The organism is Vibrio agarivorans, assembly GCF_030409635.1.
Classification (GTDB): Bacteria; Pseudomonadota; Gammaproteobacteria; order Enterobacterales; family Vibrionaceae; genus Vibrio; species Vibrio agarivorans.
Genome location: NZ_JAUFQF010000004.1, coordinates 706,749 through 733,511, shown reverse-complemented (window position 1 = coordinate 733,511; position 26,763 = coordinate 706,749). Strand labels below are relative to the sequence as shown.

The 26,763-nt window shown below is 46.8% G+C and carries 20 protein-coding genes and 1 riboswitch; of the genes, 5 read left to right on the top strand and 15 right to left on the bottom strand.

The window, feature by feature from the left end:
* Positions 1-59: 59 nt before the first annotated feature.
* Positions 60-683, bottom strand: a complete 624-nt coding sequence (gene gmk / locus QWZ05_RS11845; RefSeq protein WP_264874291.1) for a guanylate kinase — start codon at positions 681-683, stop codon at positions 60-62.
* Between the two features lie 309 nt (positions 684-992).
* A riboswitch (purine riboswitch) is annotated at positions 993-1,092 on the top strand.
* A gap of 51 nt (positions 1,093-1,143) precedes the next feature.
* On the opposite strand from gmk, the gene QWZ05_RS11840 reads away from it, so the two are divergent.
* Positions 1,144-2,511: an NCS2 family permease gene (locus QWZ05_RS11840; protein WP_264874290.1), complete on the top strand. Its 1,368-nt coding sequence runs from the start codon at positions 1,144-1,146 to the stop codon at positions 2,509-2,511.
* 76 nt (positions 2,512-2,587) lie between these two features.
* On the opposite strand, the gene QWZ05_RS11835 is transcribed toward QWZ05_RS11840, so the two are convergent.
* Positions 2,588-3,640 (bottom strand): LacI family DNA-binding transcriptional regulator, encoded by a 1,053-nt coding sequence (locus QWZ05_RS11835; protein WP_290298557.1) that lies wholly within the window; start codon positions 3,638-3,640, stop codon positions 2,588-2,590.
* 154 nt (positions 3,641-3,794) lie between these two features.
* Entirely contained in the window at positions 3,795-6,869 is a 3,075-nt protein-coding gene (locus tag QWZ05_RS11830; RefSeq protein WP_290298556.1) for a GH116 family glycosyl hydrolase, read from the bottom strand.
* A 64-nt stretch (positions 6,870-6,933) separates the two neighbouring features.
* Here QWZ05_RS11830 and QWZ05_RS11825 point away from each other — a divergent pair, with 64 nt between their 5' ends.
* Entirely contained in the window at positions 6,934-7,881 is a 948-nt protein-coding gene (locus tag QWZ05_RS11825) for an aldose 1-epimerase (protein WP_264874287.1), read from the top strand.
* A 36-nt stretch (positions 7,882-7,917) separates the two neighbouring features.
* Here the strand turns inward: QWZ05_RS11825 and QWZ05_RS11820 are convergent, their stop codons facing one another.
* The 10 genes from QWZ05_RS11820 to QWZ05_RS11775 all read right to left on the bottom strand — a co-directional run bounded on the left by QWZ05_RS11820 (position 7,918) and on the right by QWZ05_RS11775 (position 22,107).
* The gene (locus QWZ05_RS11820; RefSeq protein WP_290298554.1) at positions 7,918-10,326 is read right to left on the bottom strand and encodes a glycoside hydrolase family 94 protein; all 2,409 of its coding nucleotides are present in this window, start codon (positions 10,324-10,326) and stop codon (positions 7,918-7,920) included.
* A gap of 64 nt (positions 10,327-10,390) precedes the next feature.
* On the bottom strand, positions 10,391-11,485 hold the full coding sequence (locus QWZ05_RS11815; RefSeq protein ID WP_264874285.1) for an ABC transporter ATP-binding protein: 1,095 nt from the start codon (positions 11,483-11,485) through the stop codon (positions 10,391-10,393).
* The gene (locus QWZ05_RS11810) at positions 11,478-12,833 is read right to left on the bottom strand and encodes a GH1 family beta-glucosidase (RefSeq protein ID WP_290298552.1); all 1,356 of its coding nucleotides are present in this window, start codon (positions 12,831-12,833) and stop codon (positions 11,478-11,480) included. The genes QWZ05_RS11815 and QWZ05_RS11810 overlap by 8 nt, the downstream gene beginning before the upstream one ends.
* 8 nt (positions 12,834-12,841) lie before the next feature.
* Positions 12,842-13,708, bottom strand: coding sequence for a carbohydrate ABC transporter permease (locus tag QWZ05_RS11805; protein ID WP_264874283.1), 867 nt, complete (start codon positions 13,706-13,708; stop codon positions 12,842-12,844).
* A gap of 1 nt (position 13,709) precedes the next feature.
* On the bottom strand, positions 13,710-14,699 hold the full coding sequence (locus QWZ05_RS11800; protein WP_264874282.1) for a carbohydrate ABC transporter permease: 990 nt from the start codon (positions 14,697-14,699) through the stop codon (positions 13,710-13,712).
* A gap of 60 nt (positions 14,700-14,759) precedes the next feature.
* On the bottom strand, positions 14,760-16,004 hold the full coding sequence (locus QWZ05_RS11795; protein WP_290298549.1) for an extracellular solute-binding protein: 1,245 nt from the start codon (positions 16,002-16,004) through the stop codon (positions 14,760-14,762).
* Positions 16,005-16,020: 16 nt separating this feature from the next.
* The gene (locus QWZ05_RS11790) at positions 16,021-17,028 is read right to left on the bottom strand and encodes a LacI family DNA-binding transcriptional regulator (protein WP_289962273.1); all 1,008 of its coding nucleotides are present in this window, start codon (positions 17,026-17,028) and stop codon (positions 16,021-16,023) included.
* 191 nt (positions 17,029-17,219) lie between these two features.
* The gene (locus QWZ05_RS11785; protein ID WP_290298546.1) at positions 17,220-19,241 is read right to left on the bottom strand and encodes a methyl-accepting chemotaxis protein; all 2,022 of its coding nucleotides are present in this window, start codon (positions 19,239-19,241) and stop codon (positions 17,220-17,222) included.
* 160 nt (positions 19,242-19,401) lie between these two features.
* On the bottom strand, positions 19,402-20,706 hold the full coding sequence (locus QWZ05_RS11780) for a carbohydrate porin (RefSeq protein WP_264874278.1): 1,305 nt from the start codon (positions 20,704-20,706) through the stop codon (positions 19,402-19,404).
* A 468-nt stretch (positions 20,707-21,174) separates the two neighbouring features.
* The gene (locus QWZ05_RS11775; RefSeq protein WP_290298542.1) at positions 21,175-22,107 is read right to left on the bottom strand and encodes a D-2-hydroxyacid dehydrogenase; all 933 of its coding nucleotides are present in this window, start codon (positions 22,105-22,107) and stop codon (positions 21,175-21,177) included.
* Between the two features lie 172 nt (positions 22,108-22,279).
* Between QWZ05_RS11775 and QWZ05_RS11770 the strand changes: the two genes are divergently transcribed.
* Complete coding sequence (locus QWZ05_RS11770; RefSeq protein ID WP_264874276.1) at positions 22,280-22,870, top strand: YjaG family protein; 591 nt, start codon at positions 22,280-22,282, stop codon at positions 22,868-22,870.
* Between the two features lie 86 nt (positions 22,871-22,956).
* Here QWZ05_RS11770 and QWZ05_RS11765 read toward each other — a convergent pair whose 3' ends face one another.
* Positions 22,957-24,006 (bottom strand): CNNM domain-containing protein, encoded by a 1,050-nt coding sequence (locus QWZ05_RS11765; RefSeq protein WP_264874275.1) that lies wholly within the window; start codon positions 24,004-24,006, stop codon positions 22,957-22,959.
* Between the two features lie 327 nt (positions 24,007-24,333).
* Between QWZ05_RS11765 and hupA the strand changes: the two genes are divergently transcribed.
* Together hupA and QWZ05_RS11755 are read left to right on the top strand one after the other, a co-directional pair.
* On the top strand, positions 24,334-24,606 hold the full coding sequence (gene hupA / locus QWZ05_RS11760) for a nucleoid-associated protein HU-alpha (protein WP_117236022.1): 273 nt from the start codon (positions 24,334-24,336) through the stop codon (positions 24,604-24,606).
* Positions 24,607-24,687: 81 nt separating this feature from the next.
* Complete coding sequence (locus QWZ05_RS11755) at positions 24,688-25,383, top strand: DUF1481 domain-containing protein (RefSeq protein WP_264874274.1); 696 nt, start codon at positions 24,688-24,690, stop codon at positions 25,381-25,383.
* Positions 25,384-25,458: 75 nt separating this feature from the next.
* Here the strand turns inward: QWZ05_RS11755 and purD are convergent, their stop codons facing one another.
* Complete coding sequence (purD, locus tag QWZ05_RS11750) at positions 25,459-26,748, bottom strand: phosphoribosylamine--glycine ligase (RefSeq protein WP_290298537.1); 1,290 nt, start codon at positions 26,746-26,748, stop codon at positions 25,459-25,461.
* Positions 26,749-26,763: the final 15 nt, after the last annotated feature.

Genomic DNA, 26,763 nt, shown 5'->3' with positions numbered 1-26,763 from the left:
TTTAGTGTGACGAGAAATTATACAAGCATCATAAGGATCTTGCTAGAGGAAATATAGACTTACTCAGATAATAGAGCGTCTAACATACCTTTATATTTTGCTGCTTGCTTGTCATGCTTCAAACGTTCTGCACGAATGATGGCTTTAAAGTCCATCAGTGCAGTATCAAAATCATCATTAACAATGACATAGTCATACTCATTGTAGTGTGAGATTTCTGATTTCGCTTCAGCCATACGTTTTGCAATGACCGCTTCACTGTCTTGACCGCGCGCATTTAGGCGACGCTCAAGCTCACCATTGGACGGTGGCAGGATGAAGATACTTTTTGCTAGAGGCATTTGCTCACGGATTTGGCGTGCGCCCTGCCAGTCGATGTCTAGAAAGACATCAATACCTTTATCTAGGTTATCTTCAATCCACGGACGTGAAGTGCCGTAGTAATTGCCGAATACTTCTGCGTACTCAAGAAACGCGCCTTGCTCGATAAGCTCTTCGAAGCTCTCTTTTTGTACGAAGTGGTAGTGGACGCCATCTTGCTCACCAGGACGCATACCACGAGTAGTATGAGATACCGATACTTTCATTGCATAGGTAGGATTGGTTTCCAGCATTGCTGAAATTAGGCTCGATTTGCCTGCGCCACTTGGTGCCGAAACAATATATAGAGTACCTTTTGCCATGGAAGTCTTCTCACTCTGGTTAAGTCAAGGTGTATCGTGACCTAGGGTCACAGCGTTAAAGATAGCATATCTACTGGTTAAACCATTGCAGTAGTAGGCTAAAAAATGGACGCGAAGGGTAGCACAAACCCTTGTCAAACCTCAAGAAAAGATCCTCATGGTGATCTTTGTTCTATCCGGTGGATGTGTGTTGCTTTACCTATGTCGGCAAACGTTTGCTTGTTTTTCAAAGGTTTGTTTTTAAAGTTTTTTCATTCTTGTAGTTTTTGCGCGAAATTCGTTGAATTTTTGCTCTATATCGCTAAAATTCGCGCCTAATTTCTGTCGCGTTGTATATGTTGGATGAATGGGATCTGACGTTTCTACCACTGAGCCTATCTCGGTGACTACAACTCAAGCCTGAATGCAGCCGCATCTTACAGCGCGATTTACCTACACTTTGATCATTATAGGTTTACTCGTGAGTCTTGAAGCTGCTGCAAAGCCCACCACGCCTTCTTTTTTAGAAGCTAGATTCAAACTGTCTGAACGTAAGACAACCATTGGTACTGAAATCTACGCAGGTTTTATTACCTTCCTTGCTATGAGCTACATTCTGGCGGTAAACCCAGCCATTTTGGGGGATATTCCAGGAATGGATCGTGGTGCTATTTTTACCGCTACAGCTTTGGCTGCAGGTTTAGCTACGTTAATCATGGGTCTGTTTGGTAACTACCCGGTGATGCTAGCACCAGGTATGAGCATGAATGGCTTTTTTAAAGGCATGTTGCTGAGTGGTTCAGTCGCACTGGTTTGGCATGAAGCGCTGTTTGGTATTTTCTTGTCTGGTGTGATCTACTTGATTCTGTCGATGACCAAGATCCGTAAGGCGATGATTGAGTCGATTCCTGAAGACCTTAAGCTAGCAATTACGGTTTCACTGGGTTTGTTTATCGCATTTCTTGGCTTGAAAAATGCGGGCATTATTGTCTCAAACCCGATTATTTTGGTGAGTATGGGGGATATTTCTAACCCTCAGGTGATCATTGCCTACATCAGTATCTTCATAGCACTCGGCTGTATGATTCGCGATATTAAACTGGCGACCTTTATCTCATTTGTTTCGGCGATTTTGCTTACGGTGGTTGCTGATGCCTTTATGGGAACATCAAACGCGCCAATTCCAGAAGCGATTGTTACGGCTCCACCAAGCATCGCAGGTAGCTTTGGTGCGATCTTTAACTTCTCTGGTTTGACGGCTGAGAAGCTATTTGATCTGCTGTTTATTGTGATTATCTTCCTGATCGTCGACTTCTTTGATGGGTTAAGTACGATTGTGGGTGTGGGTCGTGATGCCGGTATCATCGATAAAGATGGCAAGGTACCAAATGCTCGCTCAGCGCTTGTGGCAGATGCTGGTGGTACAGTGATCGGCTCTGTTCTAGGTACAACCTCTATTACTGCGTTCTCAGAGTCAGGTATTGCATCTGCACAGGGTGCTCGCACTGGTCTTGCTGCAGTGACGGTAGCAGGTCTGTTTTTCCTATCACTCTTCTTCTACCCAATCTTCTCTATTTTCTCGGCAGCGATGGTTGCACCGGCAATGGTTGTTGTGGGTATCTATATGATCGGTCGACTAGGTCAGATTAGTTGGGAGCAAAAAGAGTCTCGCATTGCAGCATTCTTTACCATTATGTTTACGGTACTGAGCTTCTCGCCAGCGAACGGTATGGCAATGGGCTTTATTAGCTACGCGTTCTCTATGGTCGTTGCAGGCAAAGGTAAACAAGTTCATCCAGTCATTTATGCACTGTGTGCGCTGTTTATGCTGTATCTTGTACTGCTATAACAAAAGCTAGATTGATAGAAAAAGGGGTCAAAGCCATAAGCTTTGACCCCTTTTTTGATTTTGTGACTCATCAAACTTAAGACATGATGAGTTGCTCTAACGTGTTGTGCCGGGGGCTACTCCGATAGAGCGACTTGGTACTCTGGCGAACAATAAGCTCGATAGGGGGAAGGCGAGCCTCGTGGTTCTCACCATTGAGTAAGTTGAGAATAGAGTGAGCACACACCACACCGACCTCTTCTACAGGTTGGCGTAACGTAGTGAGAGCCGGTGTGAAGTATTGTGATGTCGGTAAGTCATCAAAACCCACTACCGAGACATCTTCCGGTACACGATAGCCATGGTCGTGCAGGGCTTTGATGGCGCCATAACCCGTTTGATCGTTGGCAGCGAAAATCGCAGAGAAGTGAACCTTAGACTCAATCAGCTCAACGGTTTTTTCGTAGCCAAGCTCACAACTAAAGTCACCCTGTTTGACCAGTTTTGTCATGACTTTGATTCCTGATTCTTCAAGCGCTTTTTTATAGCCTTCAAAGCGGCAGCCAGAATCGGGTTGCGAGCAATGACCTTTAATGTGGGCAATATTGACATGGCCTTGCTGTAATAAATGCAAGGTTGCAATATAGCCACCAAGGGTATTGTCGATATTAATGCTACGCACGTTTTCGGCTTCAATCTGATAACCGACAGCCACGACTGGTATGTTGTTGGCGAACTTAACGATGGCATCTTCTTTGATATCACCGGTTACAATAATCACGCCATCGACGTTGCTTTTGGCGAGGTAATCTAACGCGTGGTGTTCAAGGTTTTTTTGCCAATGCCCGGTAGCAATGACTAGCGAATAACCTTTAGCAATCAGGGTTTTCTCCATATCGTTAAGAATACGACTGGTGAAAGGACTATCAGGGTGTTGAATTAACACACCAATTGTCATTGAACGGCGATTTGAGTGTGTCGTCGAATGTTGATTCGGCTTGTAACCCAATTCTTTGATTGCTTGTTCGAGTTTTTCACTTTTTTCATCAGAGACGTAAGTCGTCCGATTTAAGAAGCGTGAGACGGTGCTAGGGGAGACGCCAGCAAGCTTTGCAACATCATAGACCGTCGGAGCTTTTTTCTTTTTCATTATCTGCACTCCTGAGTAGAAGCCATTTATTATATTTGGGGAGGCTTCACATAAAGGGTGGAGGACTCCTCACCCCCAAGGCAAGCTTGGGGGATTCAAAATGAGATCTCAGAGTTTAAATAGGCACGCTTATATGCATTCCGTTACTGAATGATTAATAACCATAGGCGAAAATCATCCCTGGTCGGAAGTAACGGCCCGCGGTGTACTTCAGTCCCGTTGCTTTTAGCAATGAGAATAGTTGCTCTGTCAGCGCTTTCTCTACCGTTGGCCCCATCTGAACTTGGAAGTCTTCAAGATCTTGGCACATATTTGGGCTAACTCGCCCATCGGCTAATAGGCAGCCTTCTTCTTTCAAAGCTTCAATCCAAAGTTGTGCCTGTTCAAGTGTTAAGCCAAGCTCAGACATGAGCAAAGCAGGTTGAACCTCGACGGAAGCATTGAACCCTTCAGGGGCTGCAAATGGAATGCGAGCGTACTGGTAAAGTGCGCGATAGGTAGTATCCATGAGCTGCTCGGCGTCATCTCGTTTGTCAGCAAGCTGGAGTGCCGTAGCAACACTGAACTGTACACCAATCCACACATCTTGTGCTTGGAACGCATGATGAGGCATGCCATCAGCTAAAGTCATGTTAGCTACACCGACTTTCGGGCTGTTTGCTTTGAAGTTGGTTTTGCAAACAAAGTCGAGTGCACGAGCCACACGCTCTTGTAGGAAGAGACCATTTTCACCAATAAGTTGAAGGTAGCTGTCGGCCAGAAGCGCATCACCAAAGCTGTTGTCTGAATCCAGCTCAATAATAGCGTCAAATTCCGCCGTAAATGCGGCAGGAGCCACTTCTTTGAGAGTGCGCTTTTTACTGCGACGCTCTTCCAATTTACTCACAACAAGGTTGTCGCGTTGGTTTAGGTATTGGTTGATCAGGTTCTTATCAACAATGCTATCACCGCTAACTGCTATGCCGAGGTTTCTTAGTTCATTGAGCCCTTCACCAGTGAGATGCTTAGCTTGTACTGGAGTTACGAAGAAGTGGTAGTAACCTTGTTGCTCATCCCACAGGCTCTCTTCTAACTCTTCCAGCGCAGCTTGTGCTTTCTCAGCGTATTCGATGCTCAGCTCTGGTTCATTCATTAGCTCGGCCAACGCAGAGCCTGCGCGTAAACCTGCAGACCATAAGCTCGCGCAATAGATAGAGATACCATGTGATGACAGGTTATCGAATGTGTCGTCAGTGCCGCGAGTCAGAGGCAGTGTATCGCCCGGTGCTACAAGATTGTCTAGGTAAACCACACTCTCTTTGACGGCTGTCCAACACGCTTCGACCACCGCACGATTACCGGTTTTCTTGAAGTGGCGATACACCATCAAGATGAATTTCGGGGCAAGATCTTTCCACTCTTTAACGTTGTGCCAGCTGTACGCATCAGGCTGGATATCGAATGGGCTACCTAAGTCATGAATCACAGCGCCGCGAACTGCGCGAGTGCCTTCATATTTGTTATCAACCAGCTCTGCAAACGGCTTGTCTTCATATTCCCAGTAGCGACGAAGGGTTGGATCTTCTGCCAAGATAGCGCGCGCAAACTCTTCCATGACAAAGCCATCAAGCTCAGGCAGTAAGTAGAGTAGTGCAAAGGAACCGTAGAAATAGACATCGAGCGAGTTAAAGAAGGGGTAATCAACACACTCTTTAACCAGGAACTTATTCTCTTTATCCCAAACCGTTGATTCAGCAAGGAATGAGAGGGTGTTCATTGCCATCGTCGCAAAGCGAAGCGCTTTATCGGCGTCATTAAACTGCTGGTGGGCGTTGGTTAGGAAATCCGCTTGCTGTTTAACGATGCGCGCTTCAATAGACTCGAACTCGCCCATAAGACGCTTAGTGATCTCCGTTGATCTCCGCGATCCAGTTAGGTATTGGCAGTAGGCTTTCTCGCTTTCCCAGTCGCCAAGCGAGATTTTTGCGTGATCCATCGTTTGAACAAAGCGAAGATCAATGCTCTCGTTTGCATCCAGCTCGATGTTGATCACCGTAAGACCAGCGAGAGCTTCACGACCAGAGTAGATACCTTTATCAAAGTGTTGATTGGTGCGACCGGTATTAAGTGCGTTGTTCACTTCACGTTGAATGTGAGCAGAGTACATCGCAGGTTTGACGGTAATACACACCTTGCCCTGGTCGATCAAATCACGTTGAGTAACAACACCAAAGTTCACTTCACCTTCAATGTCTGCCCCATAGCGAGAGTCTGTCGCCATTAGTACGCCAGAATAGGCACGCTCTTCATTTTCAAGCGAGATAGCTTGATGCTTTTGCTTAATCGGGTTCTGTGTCAGTGTACAGAATGAGTCTTGAATACCATCACGACCCTTGCGGTACGTAGAGCCAATTAAGTTGAGAAGTGGCTGCACCAATGTGATGCTTTGTGGCTGGTCGGTATTGTTAGTCACTTCAAAATGGTTCCAGTGACTTGGTAGGCTACACAGCTCCGCATCGTCTTTCACCGCTGGCGACACGACTTTACGCTTGATAGAGACTGTTTCAAAACTGCGGTAATCAAACTCTGCAAGTGGGTAGAGTGCTTTGTAATCAATCTCTTCTGCACGCACTGACTCGATAGGGCTGCGACCATTCGCCGTCAATTGTTTCGCTTGGGCCGTGCTGTTGATGATTAAGCCATTGAAGAAATCCATCGCCACAAGTACTTGGGTATCCAATGCGACCGAGTTGCGTTGGATCGCTTGCTGTGTGCGAGTTGAAAATTCAATATTCCAGCGCTGGAACCTTTCTAGGTTTTCTTGATAAAAAACACCTTTAAGTAGGCTGGATTTTAATTCATCAAGTAAATTTACTGATTCATCTTTGTGTATTTCTATTCCAGAGAATAGAGCAGGGTAGTAATTTAAGTAACTTCTGGTTTCAGCATTAGATTTAATTTGTATTTTGTCGATGCTGACAGGGCTAGCAACGGAGGCATAGAAATCATTAAAGTGAATATCTTGCTCTGAGGCATCAATGAAAATGCCAGGGATAAAACTAAAGTTTGGCGTATCGCCATTTGGCGTCAGAGTGAACGTACTGCCGATACCACCAATCGCCATGCCTGTATTTTCAGGGGTGGTTGAGATTGGCGTGTACCAAGGTTGGATGAACTCAACCGCATCTCCTTTTGAGGTGAGTCGCTTTGCATCACCTAAATAGCTTGTGTAGGGAATTGTATTTTTCATATCACTATCCAGATTGCTAAATTCTTTTTTTTGTTGTTACTATCTTAGAAAAAGGAGTAACAACATGTTCAAAATTAATATAGATAACCCAAGTGGTTTAGAAGTTATAAATATAACGAACCCCCAGTTAGGAATTAAACTGGAAGTTATTGCAAGCTTTGGTGCTGTCATTAATCGCTTTGTTGTTAACAACAGTCCATTCTCATTTGTTGCCGGGTATTCTGATCACAAGGATCTTATTGAAAATCACCCGTTCTTCTCTCGCAGCGCTAAACTTTTTCCTTTTCCAAACCGCCTTGCTCATGGTCGTTACATGTTCTCTGGTGACTCCTATCAGTTACCAGCGAACTTTCCTTGGTCTGAGCATGCCGTGCATGGTTTGCTCTACAACCAAGCGTTTTCTATTCAAGAGACCCACGCTGATGAAAACCAAGCGCGCGTTACTCTGCAATTTGATTCAAGCCAATTGAAATCAGAGGGGTATCCATTTCCATTTCGCTTGAGTGTGACCTTTACGCTCGACACTACGGGTCTATTGCAGTGTGAGACGCATGTCGTTAATACTGGAGAGCGCGCAATGCCATATGGCGATGCATGGCATCCCTACTTTAACTTGGGAGTGCCTCGCGACTCGTTCACCTTAGAGATGTCACCTTGCCAAGAGTGGCTGCATGTTGATGACTTGCCTAGCGGTGAGAAGCGTGCGTTCTCTACGTTTACTCAGCCCAAAACACTTGATGGGGTAGAGCTTAATCATTGCTTTGAGTTTGAAGCCCCATCACAAGGGCGACTGACTCTTAAGCGTCTTGATGGCAAAGCGCAGCTTAACTACGCTCAGCAATCAGGTTATCCATTTGTTCAGCTCTATACTCCTAACTCTGAATCGAGCGTGGCAATAGAGCCGATGACTTGTCCTGCGAATGCGTTTAACAATGGTTTTGGGTTACTGGAACTTGAACCCGGTCAAACGTCTTCTTTCCAATGGCAGTGCCAAGCGATTTATACAGGTTAGGGTGAAAAGCCCTCCCGTTAGGGGAGGGCGTATGCATTAACCTAGTGTGACTTCAATGTGGTGCTCACCACTGTTAAACACAGGTGCTTTATTGCCTTCGATGGTATCGCCGTTGACACGCATCTCAACCACGCCTTTGCTCACCTTGTTTGGGTTACGCACATGGATGTGGTAGACCGCGCCGCGGAACTGACGGCGTACTTTGAACTCCGGCCAGTCAGCAGGGATACATGGGTCAACAATGAGACCGTCAACATCAGGACGTACACCAAGGATCCATTGAGTCCCCGCGACGTAAGTCCAAGATGATGTACCTGATAACCAAGCGTTACGACCAAGGCCAAATTGCTCGTGCTCGTCACCTAAGATATTTTGTGGGTAGCAGTACGGCTCTGATTCAAAGTTATCGATACTATCGTTCTTTGAGGCAGGGTTAATCTGGCGGTAGTACTCGTAAGCACGGTCGCCATTACCCATGATCGCTTCAGCAATCATCACCCATGGGTTTGAGTGCAAGAAGATACCGCCATTCTCTTTCGCACCTGGTGGGTAAGTTGATACGCCGCCAAGCTGTGGATCGAAGCCGTTGTATCCTGGTGTGGATAGCTTGATGCCATTAGCAGTATTTAGCTTGTTGTAAACAGAATCTAGCGCTTGAGTTGCACGCTCAGGTGTGGCGAAGCCAGAGATCACTGGCCAGCTTTGGCCGTTAGTGTAGATCTGACCTTGTACGTTTTTGTGTGAGCCAATCGGAGCACCTTGCTCATCGAAGTAGCGTACATACCATTCGCCGTCCCAGCCGCACTCATTCATCGTTTGCTGCATCTGTGCGTAGTAGCCACGGAACTGCTCTGCGAGTGCTTCATCTTCACGCAGTTTGCATAGGTCAAGCATGTCATTAAGCGCTTTACCGAACATGCTAGCTACCATCATTGACTCTGCGCCTGTTGGGAGGTTTACCGTGTCATTCCAGTCAGCAAAACCAAGTAGAGGTAGGCCGTGTGCACCTTTGTTGTTTTGTGTGAATTCGATTGAACGACATAGGTGATCCCATACCGTTCCTTCTTCAACTGGATTGCCTTGCTTGTCTTTTTGGTAGTAAGGAATCACTTTGTTTAGGAAGTCTGCGTTGCCTGTCTCTTTCACATATTGAGTGACGGCATAGATGATCCAGAGGTGGTCATCGCCATAGTAGTCAGGGCGGTCTTCTTCTTCACGTGAGTCACCCGCGTTAGCTTCCATTGTCGATGGGAAGAACTGGTGCATTGCTGAACCATTGGTGTTTTGCACCGATAGCAGGCGCTCAATGAATTCACGTGCTTCTTCTGGCATGTGAGTGATCACGCCAAGTGTGTCTTGTGATGAATCACGGAAGCCGATACCACGCGCACCAAAGCCTAACTGGTACAGCGATAGGTAACGAGACCAGTTTTTAGTTGTATGACACTGACGTGGGTTGTGCACGTTGAGCATCGAGTTCATTGCTGGATCTGGCGTTTCCACTTGTACCGTTGCTAGGTAGTTGTCCCAGAACGTGTTCAGGTTGGCGAACGCTTGGTCAACGGCATCATGGTTGCGGTATTTTTCAAGTAAAGGTTTTGCTGCTTCAACGCTGTCTTGCTGTGTCAGTTGAACAACCGTGCGCTCAGTTTGTTGAGGAGACAGCCAGCCTAGACGTAAGTTTAGCGCGCCAATGTTGTCGCCGCGCAGACATTCGCTGTTGCCTAGCTCTTCATTGTTCAGTGCTTGTGGCGCTGCCCAACTGCCGTAGCCAAACTCACCAAGGAATTTCGCACGGTCGCCTTCAAATGAGGTCGCAGGGCGATCGGCTGTCACTAGGTTTACCGCGTAATCACGTTTCATGAAGGCGTACTGCTCAAGTACAGTGTGTTCGCCGTGCTGGTGGGCTTTAAGTGTCATGGTTTGAGGAACCCAGTCAGCATTTAGCAGTTGCTTAAGGGCATCAAAGTGGGTGAATTCAAACACAGGCACCACATCGACATGCAGTTCGCCGTCAGAGATGTTGGTAACTTTAATGTCTTCAATCAGAACTTCATCATCACTTGGGACAAAGAAAGTCACTTCACAACGTACACCGAACGCTTCTGAAACGATGGTGGTGTATGAAAGACCCGTGTGGTTTTCAAACTTGTCTAGTGGCTTCAAAGTAGGAGTAAAGAATGGCGAGAAGACCTCTTCTTTGCCAGAGCTGTCTTTTACTTTTAGGTAGACCGTTGAGCCTTTAAAGTCAGAGTTTGGTAGCTGCGCAATGTACTTAGTGATGCGGTTGAGTGCAGGGTCGCCTTTACACAGCAAAACACCACCGTTGCTATCCACTAAGCCACCAAAGTTTAGTGTGCCAACATAGTTACACCATTTGATGGGTGTACATGGCGTAGTCGCTACATATTCTTTGTTGCTATCGTCAAAATATCCGAATTTCATCGTCACAATCCCCGGCCCCTCCGCGAAGAGGAGCCTAATAAATAGTTTAAATCGTTGGTGGTGTTTAGAACGTTGCCAGAGACTTTTCGCTTAGCGAGTCGAACAAGTGAATCGCATCTAAGTCGAGGTAAAGCGTCACTTCATTGGTGTCCACTTCCGCTGCCTGGGTTTCAATCATCAGTTGCTGTCCTGCAATTTCAGTTTTTAGCAGGATGCTCGCACCTAGTAGCTCTTTGTCTTTGATCTTGACTGGAAGTGGCAGCACACGGTCATGGTCAACGTGTTCAGCACGTAGGTGAATATCGGTCGGACGCACACCAAAATGTAGCGCAACGTTTTTCGATGCGAGTGCTTTGAATCGCTCTGGTAGTGGAATATTGATGTCACCAAGCTCAACGACCCATTCGCCTTCTTTTTGAGTGAGGTGAGCGTCAAGCATGTTCATTGATGGGTTACCGATGAACTGCGCCACAAACTTGTTTGCTGGGCGCTGGAATACTTCTGTTGGTGTGCCCACCTGTGCGACATAACCATCTTTTAGAATCACAATGCGATCAGCCAGTGTCATTGCTTCGATTTGGTCGTGTGTTACATAGATGGTGGTAGTTTTAAGCTCACGGTGAAGCTGTTTGATCTCTTCACGCATCACACCACGTAGTTTTGCATCGAGGTTAGATAGCGGCTCATCGAATAGGAACACTTTTGGTGTGCGAACCATCGCACGGCCCATTGCCACACGTTGACGCTGACCACCAGAAAGCTCTTTTGGTTTACGGTTGAGTAGGGCATCAAGCTCAAGCATTTTCGCAGCTTTGCGCACCTCTTCATCAATTTCAGCTTTTGGCATCCCTTTGAGTTTTAGAGCAAACGCGATGTTCTCGTATACCGTCATGTGTGGGTATAGCGCGTAGCTTTGGAATACCATTGCAAGGTCGCGGTCTTTGGCGTCAACCTTGTTCATGAGTTTCTCACCCACGTAGATTTCGCCTGCGGTGATGCTTTCTAGGCCAGCTAGCATACGAAGGGTTGTTGACTTACCACAGCCTGATGGGCCAAGGAAAACAACAAACTCGCCATCTTGTACTGTGAAGTCGAACTCTTTTACTACTTCAACTTCGCCGAATGATTTTTTGATATTACGGAATTCTACTTTAGCCATTATTGTGCTCCTCAGCGCGCTCTAAAAGCATATTGCGGTAAGCGATAGCGCTCTGTTTAAGTGTTCTTTGTTGCGTGTTGTAATTGACGTGGACAATGCCAAAGCGTTGGCAGTAACCAAAGGCCCATTCGAAGTTATCCATTAAGCTCCATGCGAAGTAGCCATCGATGCGAACGCCAGCTTTTACTGCTTCGTCTAGGGCTTCTAGGTGGCTCTGGAAGTAACGAACACGCTGTTCATCATTAACTTTGTTTTGTGTGAGTTCGTCGTTACCCGCTGCGCCATTTTCAGTGATGTAGATTGGTGGCAGGTTGTCGTAACGCTCATTGAGTCGAACCATCAGGTCACGTAGACCTTGCGGATAAATTTCCCAGCCGATGTAGGTACACTCAGCACCTTCAGGAATCACCTTCTGCACATCTCCCTGTTCATTGAAATGAACTAAGTTACGCGAGTAGTAGTTGATCCCGATGTAATCAACAGGTGCGCTGATAATGTCGAGGTCACCCTCAAGAATCATCGGCAATACATCGGCACGCTTATCGAGCACCAGTGCTGGGTATTCACCTTTCAAAACCGGGTCGATAAACCACTGATAGTTTTCTGCGTCGGCATAGTCAGCAGCCGCTTGGTCTGCTGGTGTCAGTGCGTAGCCTGGAGAGGCATTGAAAACCACACCATGCTTAGACTTTGGTGCGTTTTTACGTAGCACTGGCATCGCAAGGCCGTGCCCAAGCATCAAGTGATGAGAGGCCAAAAAGCCTTCTCTTTCACCCTTAATGCCTGGCGCATGCTCACCCCAGCGGTAGCCGAGGAAAGCGGACACAAATGGTTCGTTTAATGTGGTGTAAACATCAATCTTGTCGCCAAAGTGACGGCTCACAACCTCTGCATATTCTGCAAATTTGTAAGCAGTCTCGCGGTTTAGCCAGCCGCCTTTGTCTTCTAAGTATTGAGGAAGATCCCAGTGGTAAAGCGTCACGAAAACTTTTAGGCCACGAGCATGACATTCATCGATGATCTGCTCATAAAAGGCCAAGCCTTCAGGGTTAACTTCACCATCGCGTGGCAAGATACGTGGCCATGCGATTGATAAGCGGTAAGCATCGACACCGAGCCCTTGAATCATCTCAATGTCTTGCTTCCATAGGTGGTAGTGATCGCAAGCGACATCACCATTGTCACCATTATCGACCGCACCAGGTTTCTTACAGAATGTATCCCAGATTGATGGAGTGCGACCTCCCTCCATCACTCCCCCCTCGATTTGATAGGAAGAGGTCGCAACACCGAACACGAATTCAGGTGAACGCAGTTTAGAGTCTTGTGGTAGTTGATATTTGTTCATGACCGTCATTAACCCTTAACCGCACCAGAAGTAAGACCGCTAATCATCTGACGAGAAGCAAATAGATAAGCTGTCACCAGAGGCAGAATCGAGATGGTTGTACCTAGCATTACTGCGCCCCAAGGCGTGTTAGGGATACCTTGCACACTTCGTAGTGCCTGAGTGATAACGTAGTTTTCAGGCGTTGTCAGTACAACCAGTGGCTGCATGAACATGTTCCAGAAGAAGACGAACTGTACGATAGCGAGTGTTGCTAGTGCTGGTTTCATCAGTGGTAGCACTACGCTCCAGTACGTACGGAACTCACCCGCGCCATCGAGTTTTGCCGCTTCTAAAAGTTCTTTAGGAATAGAAGCAACCACGTGCTGACGCATCAAGAAAATACCAAATGGCGTTGTGGTGAATGGTAGCCACACGGCAAGATGGTTATCCATTAGCCCCAAGAATTTCACGATCATGAAGTAAGGAATCAAGCTCAGTACTGGCGGGATCATCATTGAACCCACTAGCATGCCGAACAGGATGCTCTTGCCCTTAAACTTGTACACAGCGAACGCATAGCCACCCATACTACAGAACAGTAGTGAAACGGTAGTGCCAAGGAAAGCCACATAGATTGAGTTAAACATGGCTTGCCAGAATGGCATGATTTCAAGTAGGCGCTGGTAGTTATATGACAGGCTGTCACCCATCGCCAAACTAATGCCAGTGCCGAAGATCTCACTGCGGTCACGTGTTGAAAGTAGCGCAGACCAGAAGAACGGGAATACCGTAATGATCGCAGAAACAATCAGAACTGCTGCCAGTGCAATGAGGAGAATCTTAGTCGCGATCTCAATCGTACGATCGCTTGGTTTTAGTGCTTGAATTGACATCTTATTGCTCCCCTAGACCTTTCTTACCAAAGAAGAAGAATTGGATTGAAGTACATGTCGCAATCAGAGCAAATAGCAGCCAAGAGATTGCTGATGCTGTACCCATTTCTAGCCATTCCCAACCCACTTTGTAGAGGTACATAGAGATAGTTAGACCTGCTTGACCCGTACCACCAGTACCGCGAGTCAGTACGAACGGTTCTTCGAATAACTGAAGGTTACCAATGATGGTCATTGTGATTGCAAAGAAGACGAATGGGCGAATCATTGGTAGAGAGATGCTGAAGAAGCGGCGAACAGCGTTAGCGCCATCCATGCGAGCAGCTTCTAGGATCTCTTTAGGAATCGTCATTAGACCTGTGGTGTAAAGAACGATGTTAAAACCGGTGTATTTCCAGAACACCATGAAAGCGATAGAAGGTTTGATCATGGTGGAATCTTCTAGCCAACGAATCGGTTGGTAATCATTTACCCAGCTAAATGCCCAGCCAAAGAGTGAGCTGTCAGCCAGCGCCATCAAAGATTGGTTGATGATGCCTGAGTTAGGTGAGTACATGTTGAAGAAGATAAGTGACGCCGCTACCGTTGAAGTAATGAACGGTAGAAAGTATGCCGATGTTAGCCAGTGACGTAGACGGTCACCCAGCGAAACGAGGATGTAAGCGACTGGTAGAGCCACCAAGTGTTGTGCAACACCAGAAGTGATTGCTAACCAAAATGTGTTTTTCAGCGAGCGCCATAGCCACGGGTCTGTTAAAGCGAGATGGTAGTTCTCAAACCCAACATACTCCATCGCACCTAAACCCTCGACAGGGTTCCACTCGTGAAATGAAAGAAAAACAGAAAACAGCAGTGGAAAGATTCCAAATACTGAAAAAATGACCAAAAACGGCAATAGGAACCCGTATGGTGTAAGCGCTTTCAAATTTAGCCAAGAAAAAAGGCTTGTGCGCCCATCAGAGTCTAAAACCTTGCTTGCAGCTTGATTCATTGTTTCGACCTCTTACCCAAAGACGAGGCGCAGAAGTCTGCGCCTCAAAATTTAAACAGCTTATAGATTACGTGTACGGCGTTTGATTAGACGCTCTGCATCAGCAAGTGCTGCCTTGATGTCTTTACCTTCATCAAGCACTTCCATTAGCGCATTCTCAAGAATGATTGAGCGAGCTACGTGGTCGCCTTTTGCAGGTGCAACCGGCTTGATGTTTTTCGCTACATCGGCAAATAGAAGACGAGCTTGTTGGCCACCTAGGAATTCGATACCTTCTTCGAACATAGGGTCATCATAAGTCGTAACGTTTGCAGGGAAGGCTGCGATAGTCTCGAAGTGCTTCAGCTGTACATCACGTTTTGTTGTCATGTACTCGATAAGTTTCCAAGCTTCATCTGGGTTAGCTGATTGAGTTGGGATTGATAGGAAAGAACCACCCCAGCTGCCGTAGATGCCATCAGGAAGGTGAGATACACCCCAGCTGCCCGCTGTATCAGGAGCAATCCAGTTGTTTAGGTGACCCAGTAGCCAAGCGCCAGATAGCTGAGTTGCGAATGTACCGTTACGGAAACCTTCATACCACTCGTTCGACCATGCTGTGATGCGCGCATCAAGACCAGAGTCGCGGATCTCTTTTGCTACTGTGAATGCGTGAACGAAACGCTCAGACGTCACCACTGGGTTGCCATCTTTGTCGAAGTACAAGCCTTCACCTTCAGGAACCGTTGTGAAGATAATCGCTTGAGCTACGTCAGCGGCTGATGCGATTAGCTGAACGTTTTGCTCTTTAAGCGTTTTACCTGCCGCAATGTAAGAATCCCAGTCTTTGATTGCGTCTTCTAGTTTGATACCTGCTTTTTCAAAAATGTCAGTACGGTAGTACATTACACCAGGGCCAAGGTCGACTGGCATGCCGTAAACGTCGCCGTCACCGCCTTTACCTTGCTCCCACGCGTAAGGAGCGAAGCTCTCTGCGTATTTATCCGCGCCGTATTTTTCAGAAAGGTTAACTAGGCCGCCTGAAGCAACAAAAGGACCGATCTTTTCAACGTCTACTACGATTACGTCACCTGCACCAGAGCCGGTTGCAAGGTTTGTGGTTAGTTTTGTGTGGTGGTCACCGTGGTTGTTCATTAGGTAATCAACCTTGATGCCCGTTTCCTTTTCAAACTCAGGTAGTAGAACCTTCAAGCTACTATCGAAGTCAGGGAAGCCATCAAAACGAATTTGCGCATCAGCAGCGTTAACGGCTGTTGCTAACCCGAAGCCCATTGCGACAGACAGCGATAAAGTCTTTAGTTTCATGATCAATCCTTAATAATTATAGAGTCGTTGGTAAGAGGTTTACGGAATCACGAATCACCAATTTTGGTGAGAGGCGGAAATTCACGTCCTGCTTATTCTTATGTAACTTTTGAATAGTGAGCTGTACTGCTTCGATACTCATCTGTTCAATTGGAAAATTGACGGTTGTGAGGGAAGGCGTTAGGTAGCGCGCAAACAACACATCGTCAAATCCCACCAGGGATATATCTTGCGGAACTCGATAGCCCGCATCGGTTAACACCTCAGCAGCGGCGGCTGCCATATGGTCGTTACCCGCAAACAGGGCGGTGAACTCGCACCCTCGGCGCAACAGCTTATGAGTTGCGCTGATCCCTGTTTCTTCTGTAAATCCTGACTCAATCACTAATGATTCGTCGTATTCGATGCCGGCATTTTCTAATGCATTGCGGTAGCCTTGTAGGCGACCTCGAGCGTCGGATTTATCAAGAGGGCCAGTGATACACGCAATTTTTTTGTGGCCCATCTCGATTAAGTAATCGGTAACTAGCTCTGCACCGTGTTCGTTGTCGATATTGATGCAGCTGGTTTTTAACTCTGGAACAAAGCGATTGACCAGAACCGAGATAATGCCTTGGTCTTCGAGGTTGATAAGGTAGTCGTCGGTCAGTTGTTGGCAGTGCATGATGAGTGCATCTACGCGGCGACTTAATAAAAATTCAACCGATTCTCTTTGCTCTTTTTCAGTGTTTCCGCCAGCAGTCACGATGACGTGATAGCCAAATTGGCGCAGCTTTTCTTCGATACAGTGCAAGATGCTCGAGTAGAAAGGGCCACCAAGCTCGGGAACGATGACACCAATGCTGCCACTGCGGCTCGATGCCAGTGCTTGGGCGATGGAGTTAGGGCGGTAACCTAAATCCTTAATTGCCTTTTCAACTTTTAGTTTCTTGTCGTGGCTCACACGGCTAGTGCCATTGATAACTCGCGAGACTGTTGCTTGCGAAACACCTGCCTGTTCTGAGACGTCCTTGATTGTTGCCACTTTCTAACCTCATTCCACGAAACCGCTTTCAGGAGGTAGTATCTGCTAATTTTTCCTATGTGGACGTGAGAGAAATCACATCGAAATTGACCATTTTTCGCCAATTTATTAAATCTTGAATTGAAAGCCAGTTTCTTAATGAGTCATGAAACAGTTTCATGAAAGGGCTTTCACGGTCACTCTTTTCGCCTCTAACTTGCTTCGTTTACAGTCAGCTGTTCATTATTGAGTTTGAATTCAGCGGTTAGCGCCAGCTGTGTTTCCGCCATTGACTCAAGTTGTTTACTGCTTTGCGCTAATGTCTGTGAGCGCTGCGCATTTTGGTCTGCAAGCTGGTGGATTTGACTGACGTTCTCCGTCACTTGCGAGGCCACAGATTGATGCTCTGAAGTCGCTGAGGCGATTTGATGGCTGCGTCCCTCAATTTGCCCTAGAAGCCCATGAAGCTGATTGAGCACCCCTGCCATACCATCGGTTTGATCAACACAGTGGGTCATTTGGTTGGCACAATAGTGAATCTGTGTGACGGCCGTATGAGCGCTGGACTGTAATTGCTCGATTTTTTGCTGGATTTCTTTAGTTGAGTCAGTGGTTTTCGCCGCTAAAACTCGGACTTCATCCGCAACGACAGAGAATCCGCGCCCTTGTTCGCCAGCACGAGCGGCTTCGATGGCAGCATTCAGAGCGAGTAGGTTAGTTTGATCAGAGATACCTGATATCACATCAAGAATCGACTCAATGCTGCTGCTCTCTTTTTCGACCAGGTGAATGGTGCCAGTCGCTTGCTCTAAATCATCTGCGAGCTTTTTCAGTAGCTCGGCGTTGTCATGCATCATGCTCTGGCCTGAGTCTGATTGCTGTACGGCATCAGTGACGGTGTTTAAAGTATCGTTGGCCGATTGTGCGATTTCTGCGACTGAGCATTCAATCTGCTCCATGGCTGTCGCGACCAGTGTGGTTTGGGAAGCTTGCTCTTCAATAGCTGAGTTGAGGGCTTCGCTGGTGGTTTGATTCTCTAGCGAGGCTTTGTCGAGCATTGAAGAAGAGTGGCCAAGTTGCTCTATGACTTGGGAAAGGTGGTCAGTCACCAAGTTGACCTTTTGCGCCACCATACCAAACTCGTCTTGGCGCGGATAATCGATGCGATTGGAGAGATCTTTGTCGGCTACGCTATCGAGCGCGTCATTCACGAGTCGGCTTGCACGGCGGATAGTTCGCGCAATGTGAGTACCAATCAGTGCTGCAACAATCACAGATAAAATGGATACCACCATCAGTGTGGTCAGCGTTGCTTTAGACTGTTGCTGTGAGGCTTGGTACAAGTCGCTAGAGGCTGAGCTTGCATATAGTGAGAGCCCCTCAATCGCTGTGAGTTGTTGATCGATCAACAACTCAAGCTCGATACGCTGCGCTTGCTGCTGCTCTCGTAATCGGACTGATTCAATGTGCAGTGGTAGTGCGCCTTCTTGCCCATAAATTTGCGCCAATAAGCGGTCAATCGCGACTGAGCTTTGGCTATGCACTTGAGGCGCCATACGCTCAAGCTCTTGCAGCGCTTCATTCATGCGCTCTTGGCGTCCCTCTAAACGACGTTGAATACCACGCAGTTCTCCAGAATCAAAGAGAGTGAAGGCTTCGCGCGCTTCGTCTGCCGCAAGATTGATTTGTGACATTGCGGCATTAATAGCGGCCGCTGAATTGAGGTCATTGCTGCTTAAAGCACGGGTAAAGTTGGTGCTCAGTTGTGAGGCCATTGCTTGGAATGAGCTCTGCTCAAACAGGCTGTAGTCGGTGACATCAAGGTATTGGCTGTATGTGCCCAGTAATGAGCCTAGAATGGCGAGTACTTGCTGGCCGTTTTGTTCGATAAGTGTTAAGTGCTGTGCGAGTTCAGCATCACTGCTTGCCGGTACTTGAAATACATTCAGTTGATTTTGGTAGCGCTCAATATTCGTGTCAATATTGGTTTTAAGTGGCTCAAGTTCATCAACGTAGCGAGCATTTAGGTAAGGAGAAAGGCTACGGTTAATGTTAAGAAAATCGATAGTTAACTGCGCTGAATTGGCAATAAGTGGCGTCGAGTGATTGGCGATCGACTCCATACGCTCGGTCATTTGAGTGTTGCTTGAGATGGAATACCAGCTTGAGCCTAGCATGATGATAATAAGTAGACCAAAGCCTAGGTAAACTCTCGAGGAGATGGAAGAAACCATGCGACACTCTCCATGTTGCGCCTAAAAAAAAGAGCACCGAAACAAACGTGAGTGCCCTAAACAGAGTTAATACTGGAAAAAGAAAGAAGTCGCTCTGCCTCTGCCAGACAGAGCGACAATATGGACAGTTAAAATTTAGACCGTTATTAGGTCAGGGTGATTACCACCATGCTTCGAACATTGCGCCGACGGTAACAGTATCGAACGTACCGTTATCTGCAGCGAATACAGAGCCTTTCTGTTCAACATCGCCCACTGTAGTGTAGAAGCGAACCATTGGACGGCTCCATGGTAGACCACCTAGAGAAACGTTTTGCGACAGTGTTACTTTCCAGCCATTCTTCTCAGAGCCGTTATCGTAATCTTCTACCGCGTAACCAGCTTCTAACCAAGTTGAGTGAATATCATTCCATTGGTACTGAGGACGAACGATACCAGCGTATTCGCTTACATCGAACTCAACGTCATCACCAGAGATGTCTTTGTAAGAAACTAAGTAATCAATAATGAAATTGTCGGTTGCTGCATAGCCACCTTCCAAACTTACATAAACAACTTGTTTGTCGCCCTGTAGTTGAAATACTGAGTCATCAGCACCATCAGCGTATTTAGCAACTAGTTTGTTAGAGCTTCCTAAACCAAGAGTTGCACCAATTTGCCATGCATTTTCATCGCTAACTTTACTGCTAGAGTTAGCATCATCTGCTTCTTTAGAAGCAAAACCGTAGTTTGCGTAGATATCTAGATTTCCGATGCCTGCATTAATGCTGTGTAGTTTTGATGTGATAGCGTAGCGGCCATTATCGTTACCAAGAGCACCATCGTCAGCATCTACTTGTCCAACGAAGCCCATATCTAATTTAGCGCCACCAAGGTTGAGGTTATTGAAACCGGCACCTTGACCATCATGAGACATCCAGAAGTAGTCGTTAAGGCCTTGTTGTGGGCGCTGGTGGAAATCTCGACCACCCCATATGTATAGTTCTGGCTGACTTTCAACAAAGTTCGTTACACCTGCATACATTTTCTTCAGGTTAACGCCACCAGCGGATCCCCACTGGTCGTTTTGCCATTCATCAACCATGAAGACTAGGTCCCATTTTGCACCATTGTCTGCATCGAAAATTTTAGCTAATTGGACTTCACCACCGTTGGCTTCGTTACCTAGACGGCCAAGGGAACGACCAGAGCTACCTACTTCTACATAGCGACGATCACCATCAGAATAATGCGCACCGTAACGAGCATAACCTGAGAAGATAATTCCCAGAGGAGCTTCAACTTCTGGAGTTAGAACATTTTGTTCTTGAACGTTAACGTTAACTGACGTGCTCGCCTTAGCTTCCAACTCAGCAATACGCGCTTCCAGAGCGGCAACGTCTGCATCAGTAGCTGCGAAAGTAGACATGGCGGCAAGCGAAGAAGCCACTGCAATAGTTAATGGTAAAACCTTAAAGTTTTTCATCTTATTGTTTCCCTGTAGATGTTTAATTTTTGTATTCGAGACGGGGTACTTCATCTCGTTAAGGGAGATAGTAAAGAATGAAACGTTTGAAAATAGGTTGTTTGCTCACAACTGGGCAGGGCTTCACATGTTATGAAATAACGTAATGGCGCTGTGAGATTTGGAAAGTGTTATTTATCAGTATCTTGAGGTGATTGTATTGTATTGTTTATGTGCTTGAAAGCGGTTTCCTTTCATGGCATTTACGGCGTTTGGTCACGTAAAACAGTCATTTTAGGTCAAGAAAAGTGGTATGCGCTTTCATGGTTTTCAGGGTTATGAAATTTTTCATGTAAATGTAATGGAGTTACTGGGGATAAAAGAACAGGTAGGCACCATATTAGTCGCTTTTGTCCTTAGTTAGTTCCCCAGATAGCCTATTTTATTTTAAATTTTTGATTGGTAACGGCTTGAACGAAGCCAATGTCATTAGTAGCCTTTCTCCATATCCACTTCATATTGCAGCGAGAAACCATCGAGCCAGTGTTGATAATTGTTGGCGAAGATCTCAACCACTTGGTGTGGAAAGCTCAGGGCGGCAATATGCGGTGTTATAGTGACTTTCGGGTGAGACCATAGTGCGTCATCGGTAAGAGGCTCTTGCTTGAATACATCCAAATAGGCATGAGCAAGGTAGTTCTGGTCGAGTGCCCAAAGTAGATCCTTCTCATTGACGGCAGAGCCTCGCCCAACATTAAACAGCAACGCTTTTTGGCATTGGCTTAAGCTATTTCGGTTGAGAATTTCCACGGTTTCGGCGGTGCTCGGCAGCGTATTAACCACAATGTCTGCTTGATTGAGGGCAGAATGCAGCTCATTGATATGAAATACATCATCAAATGGTGAGCCTTTCGGTGGGATTCCACTGCGGTTGATGCCGATGGTGTGGAGTTGAAAGGCTTTTGCTGTTTGAGCGAGGTAGGTCGCAATAGAGCCTGTACCGAGGATCACTAAGCGCTTATTGGCCAGCCCCTGATAAAGGTGTGGTTGCCACAGTTTAGATTGCTGCTGGGCGTGATAGAGCATGAAATGGCGGAAGTGTTCAATGCTGTAGCCGATCACGTATTCAGCAATCTGCGGGCCAAAGATGTCTTTGACGTTAGTGAGAATAAAGTCTTTTTCAGGCAATGGTCTGGCACACAAAGCATCTACCCCAGCATAGACCGATTGCAGCCACTCTAGCTGTGCAAACCCATCGATTTGCGCGCGTGCCATTGGGGGGGAGGCCAACACAATGTTAGCTTGGTGTGGTTCATCCACGATCTCTAACTGTGGTAATTGACGTTCGTGAAGTAAGGTTCGGTACACATCATCGTGCTCAGTGAGAATATAGAGGGTGTTGTGGTGGGCATTTGATGGCATCTCAATATCCTTATATAGGTGGCGTCAATAGTTTGCAGTGGTACTTGGCTTAGTTTAGTTAATTTACCCTATTATCAAGCGAATCCAGAGAGATAACTGCACGCGTGACTTGTGGTTATAGGGGTATAGCATTAAACTTTTCTCAACCCTTCTGTCTACTGTTTAGAATATTATGTTACAAAATCCACTACAGCTTCGCTTGGAGAAACTCGAGCCTTGGAAGCAGATTACTTTTATGGCTTGCTTGTGTGAGCGTATGTACCCTAACTACGTTCTGTTTTGCCAAGCGACTGAGTTTGCGGAGCCACGTATTTATCGCGATATTTTGGACAGTGTGTGGGAAACCCTAACCGTCAAAACCGCTAAAGTGAACTTTGAGCGTCAGCTGGAAAAGCTAGAAGAGATCATTCCATCTTCAGATGAGTTTGATTTTTACGGCGTTTTACCGGCGATTGATGCTTGTGTCGGTCTCTCTACGTTGCTGCATGCGCTGCTTGATCGCGACGACTTGCTTGAAAATACGATTGAAGTCAGTCAGCAGTCCGTAAAAACGGTCGCACAGCTGGAAGAGGTTCAACTGGATATTGAAATCAGTAACGATAACCAGAAAGACAACGAGGCGGTTTGCGCTGAGTGGGATGTGCAGTGGGCAATCTTCCGTCCACTGAAAGATGCATACCAGCATGATGCTGAGCTGATCCGAGACTTGCGTGATGAGCTAAAAGAAGAAGGTGTCAGCAATATCGGTGCATCGCTTAACTAGGCTAGTTGTTGGTTTCACCTGATGACCTAATAAGACAAAGGCGTGCCATTTGCACGCCTTTGTTGTATCGAGAATGCAGTGGTTAATTAATCATTGCTTTCAATCACACCATGTTCTTTTTTCCATTTCTCCCAACGTTCAAAGGCTAACGCTTGCATGTCGGTGGTTTTGTCTGCTTCGTCGACTATCTCCTCACCCAGCAGATGCTCAAACACATCTTCAAGCGTGAGTAGGCCTTGTACCGAACCATACTCATCAACCACCAATGCCAACTGCAGGCGCTTAGCGATCAGTTGCTCGAACGCTTTTGGTAGCGGCAGGTTGTTGAGCAAGACATGAATAGGGCGCATGATAGCCCCAAGCTGCTTGTGCCCCATACCATGCTGCTGCAGTTTGAATAACTCTAGACGGTGCACAAAGCCAATAATGTTGTCTTTAGTTTGGCTGTAAATCAGTGGGCGAGAGAACGGGCTATCCATGTGTTCGGTAAGGAACTGGTTAACCGTCATCTCAGCATCAACACGAAATAGAACCGGACGTGGTGTCATTACCTGAGTCACGGGAATCGACTGAATATCAAGAAGGTTATTCAGTAGCTTTGATTCACCCTCATTAAATTCACCGCTCTCTTTCGCGAGAAGTGCCATTGCAGACAGCTCGTCACGCATTTTTGGCGCTTCATGGCCACGCGATAGACGCTTGGTGATCTGCTCTGAAAACCAGACGAACGGGGTTAATGCCCAGACCATCCAACGCAAAAGCGTGGTTGAGCCAGGGGCAAGTTGGCGCCAATAGGTCGCACCAATGGTTTTCGGGACGATTTCAGACAACAGCAAGATAGCCATTGTCAGTACGGCTGAGAACACTCCAAGCCATTGGCTACCAAAAACGACCGCCGCTTGTGCACCGGCACTTGCTGCACCAATCGTATGGGCAATGGTATTGAGAGTAAGGATGGAAGCGAGTGGGCGGTCAATGTCCGCCTTCAAGACTGCCAGCTTCTCTGCTGCTGGGTGTTCATCTTTACGCAGCTGCGCAATGTAGCTCGGAGTGATACTAAGTAATACCGCTTCCAAAACTGAACAAACAAATGACACCCCTATCGCTGCAGAGATGTAGATAGCCAAGAGAAACATGATGCTCCTAATAAATGTAATGTAATTAACAGTGCAATCGAGCCTGCATTCACACTAGTAAGCATAGCGTGAGTTGGTGAGGGTATAGACAATTGCGCTGCAATAATAATCGCAGTTGAACCATTGAAGATACTAATAATTTCGACTTTGACCGATAATTTTCACCTTATGGCTAGGCAAAGTCTTAGGCAAACTGTGAGTTAATGCTCATATTATGCTTAAAATCCCATCATAAGGGTGGTTTGAGCGCGACAAACCTTTGCCAGATGGGGGCTGAATGATTTAGAGTGGCTCTAAATCAACAAACCTATAAAGAAGGGAAACCTAATGAACAAGACCCAATTAATCGACTTCATCGCAGAGAAAGCTGACCTTTCTAAAGCGCAAGCGAAAGCAGCTCTAGAAGCAACTCTAGGTGGTGTGACTGACGCTCTTAAAGAAGGCGACCAAGTTCAACTAATTGGTTTTGGTACATTCAAAGTAAACCACCGCGCAGCTCGTACTGGTCGTAACCCTAAGACTGGTGATGAGATCCAAATCGCTGCGGCTAACGTTCCTGCATTCGTTGCTGGTAAAGCACTTAAAGATTCAGTTAAGTAATTACTTACATTACAGATCAAGTAATCTTGCAAACGAGGTTGTATACTAGCTATACAGCCTCGTTTTTCTTTGTTGTGACCTATGAATCGTAAACTACTCCTCACTTTTCTTCCTTTCACCCTTGTCGGGTGCGCCTCTTCAGTACCTTCAACATCGCTTGATCAAATTCAAAACTTCTCAGGTGGTCAGATTGTCGGTGACGCAACCAGTCTGTATTGGTCTAGTGAGCGATTGGTTGGTCAGCCTATCTCTGCCTCTGATTATGTGGCAATGGGAGATTACGGCCAGTATCAAACAGAATATCGCTGGGAAGACGGCGTAGTTCGTGAGTTGGTGCGTGAAGGTACACAGCTTGATGAAGGTTCCGTTAAACCATTTAGCTTGCATATCCGCTTCAATAAAGAGGGGGAGGCGGTCTATCAGCGCTATCGAGTTGATGGTAATGTCCTGCCCGTGCGCCCTGACGTGCTAACTAGGCTCATTGCAGATGCAGCTCGAGCAGTTGATGTTTCACGCGCTCAAGATAAGCAAGGCTTTGACTTGATACAAGGTTACTGGGATGGTCAGGAGTTTTCGACGTGTTCGGGATTGAACTTTGAGGACGTGACCTTTAATGAGCCTTTACCTAAGGTTCTCATGGGGCGATTAGCTTCTGTTGACAGCTATGTTGCGCTGGTGGGAGAGATGCGCTCAACGCGTATTGAAGTTGAGAAGCTTTTGATTCTTGATGACGACAGCCGCGACTGTATTGAACGCCCACAGCTGATTGAAGACTAACTCATAGTTTACCGCTAGATAGAGAAAGGGAGCTCATTGAGCTCCCTTTTGTATTTCAGGTCTTTAATTTAAAGACTATTTTTGCTCACGAGCAATTGCACGGTAGCCAATGTCATTGCGGTGGAACATGCCGTCCCAGCTGATTTTCTTAGTCAACTCGTAAGCACGAGCTTGAGCTTCAGAAACAGTGTTGCCAAGCGCGGTTGCACACAATACACGGCCGCCGTTAGTGGTTACGTCACCCGCTTCATTGTTTGCTGTACCAGCGTGGAAGACTTTTTCACCTTCCACTTCTGTGGTTGGCAGGCCAGAGATTACATCGCCTTTGTTGTATGCCGCTGGGTAGCCACCTGCTGCTAGAACGATACCGATAGACGCACGAGGGTCCCACTTAGACTCTGCTTGGTCTAGCTTCTGGTCGATAGCAGCAAGACAAAGCTCAACAAGGTCTGATTCCATACGCATCATAATTGGTTGCGTTTCTGGGTCACCAAAGCGGCAGTTGTACTCGATAACTTTCGGCGTACCTTCGCTATCAATCATTAGACCTGCGTATAGGAAACCTGTGTATGGGTGACCTTCAGCAGCCATGCCGCGAACTGTTGGGTAGATAACCTCGTCCATAATACGGTTGTGAATTTCAGGCGTCACAACTGGCGCAGGAGAGTAAGCACCCATACCACCCGTGTTAGGGCCAGTGTCTTTGTCGCCAACACGTTTGTGGTCTTGGCTTGTCGCCATTGGTAGTACGTTCTCGCCGTCAACCATTACGATGAAGCTTGCTTCTTCGCCATCTAGGAACTCTTCGATAACTACGCGGCTACCCGCTTCACCAAACGCGTTGCCTGCAAGCATATCTTTAATTGCATCTTCAGCTTCTTCTAGGGTCATCGCAACGATAACGCCTTTACCCGCTGCAAGACCGTCTGCTTTAACAACGATAGGTGCGCCTTGTTCACGAACGTAAGCCAATGCTGGCTCGATTTCAGTGAAGTTTGCGTAAGCACCGGTTGGGATAGCATGACGAGCTAGGAAATCTTTAGTGAACGCTTTAGAGCCTTCTAGCTGAGCTGCGGCTTCAGTTGGGCCAAAGATTGGTAGGTCAGCTGCGCGGAACGCATCAACTACACCAATAACTAGAGGCGCTTCTGGGCCTACGATAGTCAGTTCAATGTTGTTTTCTTTAGCGAAAGCCACTAGAGCTTCGATGTCTTCAACGCCGATGTTTACGTTCTCAAGTTTTGGCTCGAGAGCAGTACCTGCGTTACCAGGAGCAATGAATACAGTTTCAACGTTTGGGTTTTGTGCGGCTTTCCAGCCAAGTGCGTGCTCACGACCGCCAGCACCGATAACTAATACTTTCATTCTTAATCCTTAAAT